Here is a 13,069-nt window from a genome sequence, read left to right as displayed (position 1 = left end):
TACAAGGAGAACACCCGGTGGTCACCAGCGATCAGCGGCGGCGGCAGCTCGCCCGGGAGAAGTACGAGCGGCAGCAGCGGCGCCGGGAGGACGCGCGGCGGCGTACGAGGCGGCTGACGCTCGCCATCACCTCGGCGGTCGCCGTGGTGGCGGTCATCGCGGGCGCGACGTACCTCGCCACCAGCGGGGACGACGACAAGGACAAGACGGATGCGGCGGCTGCGAGCCAGAGCCCGTCGGCCGAGGCGTCGCCCTCCCCCACGGAGGAGGCGAAGCCCGAGCCTGCGATGAAGATCGACAAGAAGGCCGCGTACACGATGTCGCTCAAGACGAGTCAGGGCGACATCGCGTTCACCATGGACGCGTCGAAGACCCCGCACACGACGAACTCCTTCAAGTCGCTGGCCGACAAGAAGTTCTTCGACGGCACCAAGTGCCACCGGCTGACCACGGAGAACATCTACGTTCTCCAGTGCGGCGACCCCAAGGGCGACGGCACCGGCGGTCCGGGCTACACGATCCCCGACGAGAACCTGACCGCGCTGGGCAAGGCGGGCGCGGAAGGCTCGGTGACGTACCCGGCGGGCACGGTGGCGATGGCCAATACCGGCCAGGCGCACACCGGCGGCAGCCAGTTCTTCCTGGTCTACAAGGACAGCAAGCTGCCGCCCACGTACACGCCGTTCGGCACGATGGACGCGAAGTCGCTGAAGGCCGTGCAGGCCGTCGGCAAGGCCGGAGTGGACGGCGGCGGCCCCGACGGGGCGCCGAAGAAGGCCGTGAACATCTCGAAGCTGACCGTCGACAAGGAGTGATACAGGGGGCGGGCCCGCCCGGTGGCGAATAAATCCGGCCGTGCTGAGTGCGGACAGCCGGGCGGCCCGTCGCCTAGATTGGCGTCGTGCAGGGCGGGCGGTGCCCGCCCCAGGAAACTGTGGACGATGCCAGGGGGGTGATCCCCTCGCGGGCATCAGGTGGAGGAGGCGCTGTGAGCAGCGACCCGTGGGGCCGTGTCGATGAGACGGGCACCGTGTACGTGCGTACAGCCGACGGCGAGCAGGTTGTCGGATCGTGGCAGGCCGGTTCACCGGCGGAGGCCCTGGCCTACTTCGAGCGCAAGTACGAGGGCATTGTGGTCGAGATCGGCCTCCTCGAACGGCGGGTGAAGACCACCGATCTGTCCGCGAAGGACGCGGCGACCGCCATCGAGCACCTGCGCACCCAGGTCGACGAGCATCACGCCGTCGGCGATCTGGACGCGCTGCGCAAGCGGCTGGACGCGCTCGTCGCGACGGTCGATTCGCGACGCGAGGAGCGCAAGGCCCAGAAGGCGAAGCAGGCCGACGAGGCGAAGCACGCCAAGGAAGCCCTGGTCACCGAGGCCGAGGAGCTGGCGCAGAGCGAGCAGTGGCGCTCCGCGGGCGAGCGGCTGCGCGCCCTCGTGGACACGTGGAAGGGCCTGCCCAGGCTCGACCGCAAGTCCGACGACGAGCTGTGGCACCGCTTCTCGCACGCCCGCTCGGCGTTCTCCAAGCGCCGCAAGGCCCACTTCGCCTCGCTGGACGCCCAGCGCGAGGAGGCCCGCAAGGTCAAGGAGAAGCTGGTCGCGGAGGCCGAGGGGCTCTCCGGGTCCACGGACTGGGGGACCACGGCCGCCCGCTACCGCGACCTGATGACCCAGTGGAAGGCGGCGGGCCGCGCCCAGCGCGAGGCCGAGGACGAGCTGTGGAACCGTTTCCGCGGTGCCCAGGACGTCTTCTTCGCCGCCCGGGGCGACGTCTTCGCGGAGCGCGACGCGGAGCAGGGCGAGAACCTCAAGCTGAAGGAGGAGCTCGCCGACGAGGCCGAGAAGCTGGTGCCGGTACGGGACCTGAAGGCGGCCCGGGCCACGTTCCGGGGCATCAACGAGCGCTGGGAGGCCATCGGCCACGTACCGCGTGACGCCCGTCCGAAGGTCGAGGGGCGGATGCAGGCGGTGGAGCGGGTGCTCCAGGAGGCCGAGGAGGCCGAGTGGCGCCGGACGAACCCGGAGGCGCGGGCCCGCGCCGCGGGTCTGACCGGGCAGCTCCAGGCGGCCGTGGACAAGCTGCGCGGCCAGATCGACGCGGCCCGCGCCTCGGGCAACAACGCCCGTGCGGACAAGCTGGCCCGTGAGCTGGAGGGCCGGCAGGCCCTGCTCGACCAGGCGCTCAAGGGCCTGGAGGAGTTCGGCGGCTGATCCTCCGCCCGTGCTTCATGAGAGGGGCCCTTCCGCACCGCGCGGAAGGGCCCCTCTTCGTATGCGTGCTACGGCCGGCGGGCCGAGGTCACCCGGTAGACGTCGTAGACGCCCTCCACGCCCCGTACCGCCTTCAGGACGTGGCCGAGGTGCTTCGGGTCGCCCATCTCGAAGGTGAAGCGCGAGGTGGCCACCCGGTCCCGGGACGTCTGGACGGCGGCGGACAGGATGTTGACGTGCTGGTCCGAGAGGACCCGGGTGACGTCCGACAGGAGCCGGGAGCGGTCCAGGGCCTCGACCTGGATGGCGACCAGGAAGACCGAGGACTGGGTGGGCGCCCACTCGACCTCCAGGATCCGTTCCGGCTGCTGCGAGAGCGAGTCGACGTTCACGCAGTCCGCGCGGTGCACGGAGACGCCGCTGCCCCGGGTGACGAAGCCGATGATGGGGTCGCCCGGCACGGGGGTGCAACAGCGGGCGAGCTTGACCCAGACGTCGTCCACGCCCTTGACGACGACTCCGGGGTCGGCGTTGGAGCGGCGCTTGGTGCGGCTGCGGGAGGGCGGGGTGCTCTCCTCCAGGTCCTCGTTGGCCGCGTCCTCACCGCCGAGGGCCTGGACCAGCTTCTGCACGACGCCCGCGGCGGTTACGTGGCTCTCGCCGATCGCGGCGTACAGCGACGAGATGTCGGGATAGCGCATCTCGTGCGCCAGGGTGACCAGCGAGTCGCCGGTCAGGATGCGCTGGATCGGCAGGTTCTGCTTGCGCATGGCCCGCGCGATGGCGTCCTTGCCCTGCTCGATCGCCTCGTCGCGGCGCTCCTTGGAGAACCAGGCGCGGATCTTGTTGCGGGCCCGGGGCGACTTGACGAAGCCCAGCCAGTCGCGGGAGGGCCCGGCACCGGCCGCCTTGGAGGTGAAGACCTCGACCAGGTCGCCGTTGTCGAGCGTGGACTCCAACGGCACGAGCCGGCCGTTGACCCGTGCTCCTATCGTGCGGTGGCCGACCTCCGTGTGGACGGCGTACGCGAAGTCGACCGGGGTGGCCCCGGCCGGCAGCGCTATGACGTCGCCCTTGGGCGTGAAGACGAAGACCTCGTTGCGCGAGAGGTCGAAGCGCAGGGACTCCAGGAACTCGCTGGGGTCCTCGGTCTCCTTCTGCCAGTCCAGGAGCTGGCGGAGCCACGCCATGTCGTTGACGGTGTCCTGGCCGCGCCCGGTGTTCTTGGGGACGTCGGTGCGGACCTTGGAGGCGCCCGCGACCGCCTCCTGCTTGTACTTCCAGTGCGCGGCGATGCCGTACTCGGCGCGGCGGTGCATGTCGAACGTACGGATCTGGAGCTCGACGGGCTTGCCGCTGGGGCCGATCACCGTGGTGTGCAGCGACTGGTACATGTTGAACTTGGGCATCGCGATGTAGTCCTTGAACCGGCCGGGGACCGGATTCCATCGCGCGTGCACGGTGCCGAGCGCCGCGTAGCAGTCGCGGACGGTGTCCACGAGGACGCGGATGCCCACCAGGTCGTAGATCTCGGCGAAGTCGCGGCCCCGCACGATCATCTTCTGGTAGACGCTGTAGTAGTGCTTGGGCCGTCCGGTGACGGTGGCCTTGATCCGGGCGGCGCGCAGGTCGGCCTGGACCTCGTCGGTGACGACGGCGAGGTATTCGTCGCGCTTGGGCGCGCGCTCGGCGACCAGCCGCACGATCTCGTCGTACATCTTGGGGTAGAGGATCGCGAAGGCGAGGTCCTCCAGCTCCCACTTGATGGTGTTCATGCCCAGCCGGTGGGCAAGCGGGGCGTAGATCTCCAGCGTCTCGCGGGCCTTCTTCTCCTGCTTCTCCCGCTTGAGATACCGCATGGTGCGCATGTTGTGCAGCCGGTCGGCGAGCTTGATGACCAGGACGCGCGGGTCCTTGGCCATGGCGACGACCATCTTGCGCACGGTCTCGGCCTGCGCGGCCTCGCCGAACTTGACCTTGTCCAGCTTGGTGACGCCGTCGACCAGCAGGGCGACCTGGTCCCCGAAGTCGCGGCGCAGGGTGTCCAGGCCGTATTCGGTGTCCTCGACCGTGTCGTGCAGCAGCCCGGCCATCAGGGTGGCCGGATCCATACCCAGCTCGGCGAGGATCGTCGTCACGGCGAGCGGGTGCGTGATGTACGGGTCGCCGCTCTTGCGCTTCTGGCCGCGGTGCCAGCGCTCGGCGACCTGGTAGGCCCGCTCGATCTGGCGCAGCGTGGAGGTCTCGGTCTTGGCGTCGTTGCCGCGGACGATCCGCAGCAGCGGTTCGAGGACCGGGTTGTACGGGCTGGAGCGCTGGACGCCGAGCCGGGCGAGGCGGGCCCGGACGCGGTTGGAGGAGCCGCCGGAGCGGGAGGCCGGGCCGGTGGGCGAGGTGGACCCGGCGGCGGGCTTCGCGGGGGGCTTGGGCGCGGTCGGAGCAGGCGCGGCCGGCTGGGCGGGGGAAGCGGGCGCGGGGCCGTTGGCCTCGGCGGGCGCCGGGCCCGTGCCGGGCTGGGGCGCCGGAGGCTTCGGCTTCTCCGCGGGCTGCTGCTCCGCGGGCGTGTCGGAGGCGCCCCCGGGCTTGTCGGGCTGCGGGGCGGCGACTGGCTGGGCCTCGTCTGGCAAGAGCGCTCCTCGTGCGGATCCGGACACACCCGGAAGGGCCATCGTAACGACCCGGCGGCCGGTCCTCCCCCGGGGACCGTGAGAGCCCTGACAACGCCGACGGGCACCCGGTTGTTCCCGGGTGCCCGTCGGCGTCGGTGCGGCAGGTCCTCAGACCGTGATCAGGGCCTCCAGCGGGGCCCCGCGCAGGCTGTCGGCCAGGCGGGCCCGGCCGGCCAGGAAGCCGAGCTCCATGAGGACGGCGACCCCGGCGACCTGGGCGCCGGCCCGGCGGATGAGCTCCAGGGACGCGTCGGCGGTGCCGCCGGTGGCGAGCACGTCGTCGATGACCATGATCCGGTCGTCGGCGGACAGGTCCTCCGCGTGGATCTCGATCTCGGCGGTGCCGTACTCCAGCTCGTACGCCTGGCTGAGCGTGGCCCCCGGCAGCTTCCCGGCCTTGCGGACCGGTACGAAGCCGAGGCCGGCCCGGATCGCGACGGGCGCGGCCAGGATGAAGCCGCGGGCCTCCAGGCCGACGATCTTCGTGGCACCGTGCCGCAGGCACAGCTCCGCGAGGGCGTCGGTGAGCGCCGTGAAAGCGACCGGGTCCGCGAGCAGCGGAGTGATGTCCTTGAACATCACGCCCGGCTTCGGGTAGTCCGCCACGTCACGGATGCGGCTGAGCAGCAGCTCCCTGGTGCTCTCGGTGGTGCTGGTCATCAGTGCTTCCCCGGGGTCCGGCCGTGGCCCCTCGGCTGCTGCCGGCGCTGTCCGACGACCGCACCGGCGGGCGCGGCGTCCTCGTAGTCGCCCTCGTCCCGGTCGTCCTCCTCGGTCTCGCCCTTGGCGGCGGCGGCCGCGCGCTTGGCGAGGACCCGCTTCTTGAGGGCCTTCATCTGCGGCTCGCGTTCCTTGAGGTCGGCGACCAGCGGGGTGGCGATGAAGATCGAGGAGTACGCACCGGCCGCGAGGCCGACGAAGAGGGCGAGCGAGATGTCGTTCAGCATGCCGGCGCCGAGGACGCCGCCGCCGATGAACAGCAGACCGGCGACCGGCAGCAGGGCGACGACGGTGGTGTTGATCGAGCGGACCAGCGTGCTGTTGATGGAGCGGTTGGCGATGTCGCTGTACGTCCACCGGTTCTGCTTGGTGATCCCCTTCGTGCCCTCCTTGAGGCTGTCGAAGACGACGACCGTGTCGTAGAGGGAGTAACCGAGGATGGTCAGCAGACCGATCACGGTGCCCGGGGTGACCTCGAAGCCGACCAGGGCGTAGACACCGACCGTGATGGTGATGTCGTGGATCAGCGCGACGAGGGCCGCCACCGCCATCCGCCACTCGAAGGCGATGGCCAGGTAGATCACGACCAGGACCATGAAGACGCCGAGGCCGGTCCACGCCTTGTTGGCGATCTGCTCGCCCCAGCTGGGACCGACGAGGTCGGCCGCGATCTTCTCGCGCGGGACGTCGAGGTCCTTGGCGAGCTTGTCCTGGATCTGGTCGGACTTCGCGGTGTCGACCTCGGTGATCTGGATGCGCAGACCGCCGTTGCCGAGCTTCTGGACGATGGCCTGGTGTCCGGAGGCGTCGGACGCCAGGTCCTCCGCCTCGGAGACGGACACGCTCGTCTTCGGGGTGGTGAAGACGGCACCGCCCTTGAACTCGATGCCCATGTTCAGACCGCTGACCACCAGGCCGAGGATGGCTGTGATGGTGATCAGGACGGAGACGCCGTACCAGATCTTGCGCTTGCCGATGAAGTCGTAGCCGACCTCGCCTCGGTAGAGACGGGCGCCGAGATTCCCGAGTCGCGACATCTCACGCCTCCTTCGGTTCGGTGGGGGCGTTGACACGACGGGAACGGCGCAGCGGCGGCTTGGCGCCGAGGCGCTTCGGGTCCAGGCCGGACCACGGGTGGCCGCCGGCGAAGAACTTCTTGCGGGCCATGAGCGTCATGAGCGGCTTGGTGAAGAAGAAGACCACGACGACGTCGAGCAGGGTGGTGAGACCCAGCGTGAACGCGAAGCCCTGGACCTTGCCGACGGTCACCACGAAGAGCACGGCGGCGGCGAGGAACGACACGAAGTCGGAGACCAGGATGGTGCGCCGGGCGCGCGGCCAGCCGCGTTCCACGGCGGGGCGCAGCGTACGGCCCTCGCGGATCTCGTCCCGTACGCGTTCGAAGTACACGATGAAGGAGTCGGCGGTGATACCGATGGCCACGATGGCACCGCAGACGGCCGGCAGGTTCAGCGCGAAGCCGATGGCCGGGCCGAGCAGCGACATGATCGTGTAGCTGAGGATGCCGGAGACCAGGAGGCTGAGCAGGGCGATGAACGCCAGACCGCGGTAGTAGGCCACCAGGTAGATGACCACGAGGGCGAGGCCGATGGCGCCGGCGATGAGCCCGGCCTTCAGCTGCTCGCCGCCGAGCGCGGCGGTGACGGTGGTGACGCTCTGCTCCTTGAAGGAGAGCGGGAGCGCACCGTAGGAGAGCTGGTTGGCCAGGGCCTCGGCGGACTCCTGGTTGAAGCTGCCGGAGATCTCGGCGCTGCCGCTCAGCTGCTCGCTGACGCGGGGGGCGGAGACGACCTCGCCGTCCAGCGCGATGGCGAACTGGTTCTGCGGCTCCTGCTGCGTGGAGAGCTTCTTGGTGATCGTCTGGAACTGCTTGGAGCCCTTGCCGCTGAACTCCATCTGGACGATCCACATGCCGCGCTGCTGGTCGAAGGCGGCCTTGGCGGTCTTGACCTCGGTGCCGGAGACCTCGGCCGGGCCGAGCACGTACTTCATGTCGCCCTCTTGGCTGCAGGCCACGACGGTGTCGCCGGCCTTGCTGCCCTGGGCTGCCTTGGAGCGGGACGCCTTGCTGGAGCAGTCGAGCGACTCGAACTGCTTCTGGAGCTTGGCGGCGGCGGCCTGGTCCTCGGCGGACGGGGACGCGGCGGCCTCGGGCGTGCTGCTGGCCTTCGGCGACGGCGAGGAGTCGGCCTTCAGGGCGCCGGTGACCGCGCGGCCCTGGGTGGTGGCGGACGCGGACGGCTTGTCCGAGGGGCTGGCGGCCTTGTCGCCGTCCGTCGCCTTCTCGGAGGCGGACGCCTTCGGCGAGGGCGAGGTGCTGGCCTTGCCGGAGGGCGAGGCGCTGGGGTCCGGGGTGGTGGTGCCCGGGGCGACGGTCAGCACCGGCCGGAAGTACAGCTTGGCGGTGGTGCCGACCTGCTCCCGGGCCTGGGCGGAGTTCGTGCCCTTGGGGATGTTGACGATGATGTTTCTGTTGCCCTGGGTCTGGACCTCGGCCTCACTGACCCCGAGACCGTTGACACGGCGGTTCATGATGTCGACCGCGGTGTCCATGTTGGTCTTGTTGATCGCCTTTTCCTGGCCCGGCTCGGCCTTGGCCTCCAGCGTGATGGAGGTGCCGCCCGCCAGGTCGATGCCGAGTCGCGGCGTCGGCTGGTGGGCCAGGAACATCCCGCCCGTGAGGGCGACCATGGCGATCAGGATCAGCGCCAGGGAACGCACTGGGTTCCCCTGACCGCCGGCCGCGCCTCGGCCCTTCTTCGGTGCTGCCACCTTGTTGATTCTCCCTGTCCAACCGCCCCGCGCCGGGTATGCGCCCAAGCGGCCACGAAGTTAAGTGGGGACCCGCCCCCGCGAAGGCACTCACGCACCGGGGGCCGGACGCCTGTGGGCTCACGGCATCCCCGGGTCGCGGGTGTGCTACTTCGCGTCGGCCTCGCCGTCGGCCTTGCCCTCGGACTTCTTGTCGTCCGCGGCCTCGGCGTCGGTGTCGACGTCGTCGTCCGAGTCGGTCTTCTTGACCAGGTCGGTCTTCGCGTCGTCGTCGGCTTCGGTCAGCGAGGAGGCGTCGTCGGGCACTACCGCGTCGTCGGCGTCGAGCTCCGGGTCGTCGCCGTGCACGATGCGGTTGTACTCCGCGTCGTCCAGGACGGCGCCGATCGCGTTCTTCGCGTACACGGCGTGGACGCCGGGGGCGACCTCAAGGAGGACCGAGTCGTCGTTCAGTTCCTTGACGGTGGCGTACATGCCCCCGATCGTGCGGACGCCGGTGCCGGGCTGCATCTCGTTGCGCATGGCAGCGGCCGCGGCCTGCTTCTTCTTGGCGGACCGCGTCATCAGGAACATGGCCCCGATGAGCACGATGAAGGGGAGGAGAAGGGACACATTCACGGGACGAGTTTCCTTCGCACGACCGCACTGAAGAACGGCCTGGTCTACGGGGGTGGATACACCGACCCGTTACGGGCGGCATCGGCGGAGTCTAAGCGAGTCCGCATCGATGGAACAACGCCCAGCATGGCACCGTGGTTCCGCTTGCGGTCAACCTGTGATGCATCACGCCCCGAACAAGCCCTGTTGTCCCGTTACGCCGTGCTGCGGCGGGACCAGTCCCAGGTGGGCCCAGGCGGCCGGGGTGGCGACCCGTCCGCGCGGCGTCCTGGCCAGCAGTCCTTCCCGTACGAGGAAGGGCTCGGCGACCTCCTCGACCGTCTCGCGCTCCTCCCCCACGGCGACCGCGAGCGTGGACAGGCCCACCGGACCGCCGCCGAACAGCTTGAGCAGCGCCCCGAGCACCGCCCGGTCCAGCCGGTCCAGCCCCCGGGCGTCGACCTCGTACACCCCGAGGGCCGCCGACGCGACCTCCCGGTCGATCCGGCCGTCGGCCTTGACCTGGGCGTAGTCCCGCACGCGGCGCAGCAGCCGGTTGGCGATGCGGGGCGTGCCCCGGGAGCGCCCGGCGATCTCGGCGGCGCCCTCGGCGTCCAGCTCGACGTCGAGCAGGCGGGCGGAGCGGTGGAGCACCCGTTCCAGCTCGGCGGGGGCGTAGAACTCCATGTGCCCGGTGAAGCCGAAGCGGTCGCGCAGCGGGGGCGGCAGCAGGCCGGCCCGGGTGGTGGCGCCGACCAGCGTGAAGGGGGGCAGCTCCAGCGGGATCGCGGTGGCGCCGGGGCCCTTGCCGACGATGACATCGACCCGGAAGTCCTCCATGGCCATGTACAGCATCTCCTCGGCGGGCCGGGACATGCGGTGGATCTCGTCCAGGAACAGCACCTCGCCCTCCTGGAGCGAGGAGAGGATCGCCGCGAGGTCGCCGGCGTGCTGGATGGCGGGGCCCGAGGTGATCCGGATCGGGGCGTTCATCTCCGCCGCGATGATCATGGAGAGGGTGGTCTTGCCGAGACCGGGCGCACCGGAGAGCAGGACGTGGTCGGCGGTGGCGCCGCGGGCGCGGGCGGCCTTGAGGACCAGGTCGAGCTGTTCGCGGACCCTTTCCTGGCCGACGAACTCGTCGAGGTCCTTGGGGCGCAGCGCGGCCTCGACCGCGGTGTCGTCGCCGTCCGCGCCGGCGTCGACCAGCCGCTCGTCCAGCCGGTCGTCCATGCCGGCTCCGGTGTCGTCCCAGTTCATCTCGTCTGTCCGCCTCGGATGTATCGGTGCCCGGGCCGGGGGTGGCCGGCCGGGCGGAGAAGGGGGCCCGTGCCGCTCAGCGCGCCCGGTTGAGGGTCTGCAGGGCGGCGCGCAGCAGCTGCGGCACGGGTGCCTGGCCCCCGGCGGCGAGGGCTTCCTCGGCCTGGGGCGCGACGGCGGCGACCGCCTCGTCGGCCTCGCGGGTGGCGTAGCCGAGGCCGATCAGGGCGGCCTGGAGCTGGTCGCGCCAGGAGGCGGAGACGGCGGCGCCGATGCCCTGGCCGGGGGCGTGGGTGCCGATCGGTTCGCCGAGCCGGTCCTTCAGTTCCAGCAGGAGCTTCTGGGCGCCCTTCTTGCCGATGCCGGAGACGGCGGTGAGCGCCTTCTCGTCGCCGGTGGCCACGGCGAGCCGCAGGGCGTCCGGGGTGTGCGTGGCCAGCATGGCCTGGGCGAGCCGGGGGCCGACGCCGCTGGCGGTCTGGAGGAGCTCGAAGACCTGCCGCTCGTCGTCGTCGGCGAAGCCGTAGAGGGTCAGCGAGTCCTCGCGGACGACGAGTGAGGTGGCGAGCCTGGCCTCCTGGCCGATGCGCAGGGTGGCCAAGGTGTTCGGGGCGCACTGGACGGCCATGCCGATGCCGCCGACCTCGATGACGGCCGTGGTCGGGGCGAGCGCGGCGACGGGGCCGGTGACGAAGGCGATCATCGGGGGACCTTCCGGACGGGCGGGACTGCGGTGCGCGGGACGCGCGGGGTGCGGGCGGCGGCCGCCGCGTGCGCCTGCTGGAGGCGGTTGAGGGCGGGGGCGCGCCAGATGTGGCAGATGGCGAGCGCCAGGGCGTCCGCGGCGTCGGCCGGCTTGGGCGGGGCGTCCAGTCGCAGGAGCCGGGTCACCATGGCTCCCACCTGCGCCTTGTCGGCGCGTCCGCTGCCGGAGACGGCGGCCTTGACCTCGCTGGGGGTGTGCAGGGCTACGGGGAGGCCGCGCCGGGCCGCACAGAGCATGGCGACGGCGCTGGCCTGGGCGGTGCCCATCACCGTACGCACGTTGTGCTGGGCGAAGACCCGTTCCACGGCGACGCAGTCGGGGCGGTGCTCGTCCAGCCATTCCTCGATGCCGCGCTCGACGGCGACCAGGCGTTGGCCGAGCTCCGCGTCGGCGGGGGTGCGCACGACGCCCACGCCGAGCATGGTGAGCGGGCGGCCCGCGACGCCCTCGACCACGCCGACCCCGCACCTGGTCAGTCCCGGGTCCACGCCGAGCACGCGCACGGTCGCCCCTCCCTGCCGATCGGTCAACTGTTCCACTGTTTCAGCAGGCTATCGGTCGGCGCCGACAATGCGGCGGGCCGGCGGAGGGTGTGTCCCCCCGCCGGCCCGTCCGCAACAGCTGCGTCAGACGCGGCTCAGGCGTCGACCTTCGCCATGACCTCGTCGCTGACGTCGAAGTTGGCGAAGACGTTCTGCACGTCGTCGCTGTCCTCCAGCGCGTCGATCAGCTTGAAGATCTTGCGGGCGCCCTCTTCGTCCAGGTCGACCTGCATGGTGGGCAGGAAGTTGGCCTCGGCCGAGTCGTAGTCGATGCCCGCCTCCTGGAGCGCGGTACGGACCGCGACCATGTCGGTGGCCTCGCTGACGACCTCGAAGGAGTCGCCGAGGTCGTTGACCTCCTCGGCGCCCGCTTCGAGAACGGCACCGAGCACGTCGTCCTCGGCCAGCTCGCCCTTGGGGACGATGACGACGCCCTTGCGGTGGAAGAGGTACGAGACGGAACCCGGGTCGGCCATCGAGCCGCCGTTGCGGGTCATGGCGACCCGTACGTCGGACGCGGCACGGTTGCGGTTGTCGGTGAGGCACTCGATGAGCACCGCGACACCGTTGGGGCCATAGCCCTCGTACATGATCGTCTGGTAGTCGACACCGCCCGCCTCAAGACCGCCACCGCGCTTGACCGCGGAGTCGATGTTCTTGTTCGGGACCGAACTCTTCTTCGCCTTCTGGATCGCGTCCACGAGGGTCGGGTTGCCCTCCAGGTCCACACCACCGGTGCGGGCCGCGACCTCGATGTTCTTGATCAGCTTCGCGAAGAGCTTGCCGCGCTTGGCGTCAATCACGGCCTTCTTGTGCTTCGTCGTAGCCCATTTAGAGTGGCCGGACATCTGCCTTCTCCTTCGCGTCACCAAATTCCGTACGAACCCGAGAGATCCTACCGGGATCGAGTCACCCGGCCGCGCGCACCATCTCGGTGAAGTAGGCGTGGAGCCGGTGATCCCCGGTCAGTTCCGGGTGGAACGAGGTGGCGAGGGCGTTGTGCTGGCGTACGGCCACGATGTGACCGCCGTGCTCCGCGATCACCTTCGCGCCTGCGCCCACCGACTCGACCCAGGGGGCCCGGATGAAGACACCCTCGACCGGCCCGCCGTCGATCCCGGCGACGTCGACGGACGCCTCGAAGGACTCGTTCTGCCGCCCGAAAGCGTTACGGCGCACGATCATGTCGATGCCGCCCAGCGTCTCCTGGCCGGACCGGGGGTCGAGGATCTTGTTGGCGAGCAGGATCATCCCGGCGCAGGTGCCGTACACCGGCATCCCGGCCGCGATCCGCTCGCGCAGGGGGTCCAGCATGCCGAAGAGGGCGGCCAGCTTGGACATGGTGGTGGACTCGCCGCCGGGCAGGACCAGGCCGTCCACCTCGGCCAGCTCCTCGGGGCGCCGGACCGGCCTGGCCAGGGCGTCCGCCGAGGCCAGGGCGATCAGGTGTTCCCGTACGTCGCCCTGGAGGGCCAGGACTCCGATCACAGGGGTGTCGTTCATC

At 70.6% G+C, this 13,069-nt stretch carries 12 protein-coding genes; 2 read left to right on the top strand and 10 right to left on the bottom strand.

What is annotated here, in order from left to right; genetic code table 11:
• Nucleotides 1-17 precede the first annotated feature (17 nt).
• Nucleotides 18-815, top strand: coding sequence for a peptidylprolyl isomerase (locus OG867_RS27550; RefSeq protein ID WP_406289334.1), 798 nt, complete (start codon nucleotides 18-20; stop codon nucleotides 813-815).
• A gap of 173 nt (nucleotides 816-988) precedes the next feature.
• On the top strand, nucleotides 989-2,218 hold the full coding sequence (locus OG867_RS27545; protein ID WP_328899252.1) for a DUF349 domain-containing protein: 1,230 nt from the start codon (nucleotides 989-991) through the stop codon (nucleotides 2,216-2,218).
• A gap of 68 nt (nucleotides 2,219-2,286) precedes the next feature.
• Here OG867_RS27545 and OG867_RS27540 read toward each other — a convergent pair whose 3' ends face one another.
• From OG867_RS27540 to pdxT, 10 genes are all read right to left on the bottom strand, one after another.
• Complete coding sequence (locus OG867_RS27540) at nucleotides 2,287-4,845, bottom strand: bifunctional (p)ppGpp synthetase/guanosine-3',5'-bis(diphosphate) 3'-pyrophosphohydrolase (protein ID WP_328899253.1); 2,559 nt, start codon at nucleotides 4,843-4,845, stop codon at nucleotides 2,287-2,289.
• A gap of 150 nt (nucleotides 4,846-4,995) precedes the next feature.
• The gene (locus OG867_RS27535) at nucleotides 4,996-5,547 is read right to left on the bottom strand and encodes an adenine phosphoribosyltransferase (RefSeq protein ID WP_328899254.1); all 552 of its coding nucleotides are present in this window, start codon (nucleotides 5,545-5,547) and stop codon (nucleotides 4,996-4,998) included.
• Complete coding sequence (gene secF, locus OG867_RS27530) at nucleotides 5,547-6,644, bottom strand: protein translocase subunit SecF (RefSeq protein WP_328899255.1); 1,098 nt, start codon at nucleotides 6,642-6,644, stop codon at nucleotides 5,547-5,549. Before secF ends, OG867_RS27535 begins: the two co-directional genes overlap by 1 nt.
• Before the next feature lies 1 nt (nucleotide 6,645).
• Nucleotides 6,646-8,400: a protein translocase subunit SecD gene (gene secD / locus OG867_RS27525; RefSeq protein ID WP_328899256.1), complete on the bottom strand. Its 1,755-nt coding sequence runs from the start codon at nucleotides 8,398-8,400 to the stop codon at nucleotides 6,646-6,648.
• Between the two features lie 147 nt (nucleotides 8,401-8,547).
• The gene (gene yajC / locus OG867_RS27520; protein WP_328899257.1) at nucleotides 8,548-9,018 is read right to left on the bottom strand and encodes a preprotein translocase subunit YajC; all 471 of its coding nucleotides are present in this window, start codon (nucleotides 9,016-9,018) and stop codon (nucleotides 8,548-8,550) included.
• Nucleotides 9,019-9,183: 165 nt separating this feature from the next.
• A complete protein-coding gene (gene ruvB, locus OG867_RS27515) occupies nucleotides 9,184-10,257 on the bottom strand; it encodes a Holliday junction branch migration DNA helicase RuvB (RefSeq protein ID WP_406289328.1) in 1,074 nt (357 codons plus the stop codon).
• A gap of 76 nt (nucleotides 10,258-10,333) precedes the next feature.
• Nucleotides 10,334-10,960 (bottom strand): Holliday junction branch migration protein RuvA, encoded by a 627-nt coding sequence (ruvA, locus tag OG867_RS27510; protein ID WP_406289325.1) that lies wholly within the window; start codon nucleotides 10,958-10,960, stop codon nucleotides 10,334-10,336.
• Nucleotides 10,957-11,526, bottom strand: coding sequence for a crossover junction endodeoxyribonuclease RuvC (gene ruvC, locus OG867_RS27505; protein WP_328904262.1), 570 nt, complete (start codon nucleotides 11,524-11,526; stop codon nucleotides 10,957-10,959). Before ruvC ends, ruvA begins: the two co-directional genes overlap by 4 nt.
• Nucleotides 11,527-11,660: 134 nt before the next feature.
• Nucleotides 11,661-12,413 carry a YebC/PmpR family DNA-binding transcriptional regulator gene (locus OG867_RS27500; RefSeq protein ID WP_328899260.1) on the bottom strand — a complete coding sequence of 251 codons (753 nt, stop codon included), beginning with the start codon at nucleotides 12,411-12,413 and terminating at the stop codon, nucleotides 11,661-11,663.
• A 61-nt stretch (nucleotides 12,414-12,474) separates the two neighbouring features.
• Nucleotides 12,475-13,068 (bottom strand): pyridoxal 5'-phosphate synthase glutaminase subunit PdxT, encoded by a 594-nt coding sequence (pdxT, locus tag OG867_RS27495; protein ID WP_406289323.1) that lies wholly within the window; start codon nucleotides 13,066-13,068, stop codon nucleotides 12,475-12,477.
• Nucleotide 13,069: the final 1 nt, after the last annotated feature.

Origin of the sequence: Streptomyces sp. NBC_00209 (assembly GCF_045206345.1) — a bacterium.
GTDB lineage: Bacteria > Actinomycetota > Actinomycetes > Streptomycetales > Streptomycetaceae > Streptomyces.
The sequence above is the reverse complement of the archived record's forward strand: the minus strand, read 5'-3'. Positions and strand labels throughout refer to the sequence as shown.

Excerpts from the sequence above, each read along its gene's own strand:
- pdxT (WP_406289323.1), bottom strand. The coding sequence starts at position 13,068 with ATGAACGACACCCCTGTGATCGGAGTCCTGGCCCTCCAGGGCGACGTA.
- ruvB (WP_406289328.1), bottom strand. The coding sequence starts at position 10,257 with ATGAACTGGGACGACACCGGAGCCGGCATGGACGACCGGCTGGACGAG.
- OG867_RS27500 (WP_328899260.1), bottom strand. The coding sequence starts at position 12,413 with ATGTCCGGCCACTCTAAATGGGCTACGACGAAGCACAAGAAGGCCGTG.
- OG867_RS27535 (WP_328899254.1), bottom strand. The coding sequence starts at position 5,547 with ATGACCAGCACCACCGAGAGCACCAGGGAGCTGCTGCTCAGCCGCATC.
- ruvA (WP_406289325.1), bottom strand. The coding sequence starts at position 10,960 with ATGATCGCCTTCGTCACCGGCCCCGTCGCCGCGCTCGCCCCGACCACG.
- secF (WP_328899255.1), bottom strand. The coding sequence starts at position 6,644 with ATGTCGCGACTCGGGAATCTCGGCGCCCGTCTCTACCGAGGCGAGGTC.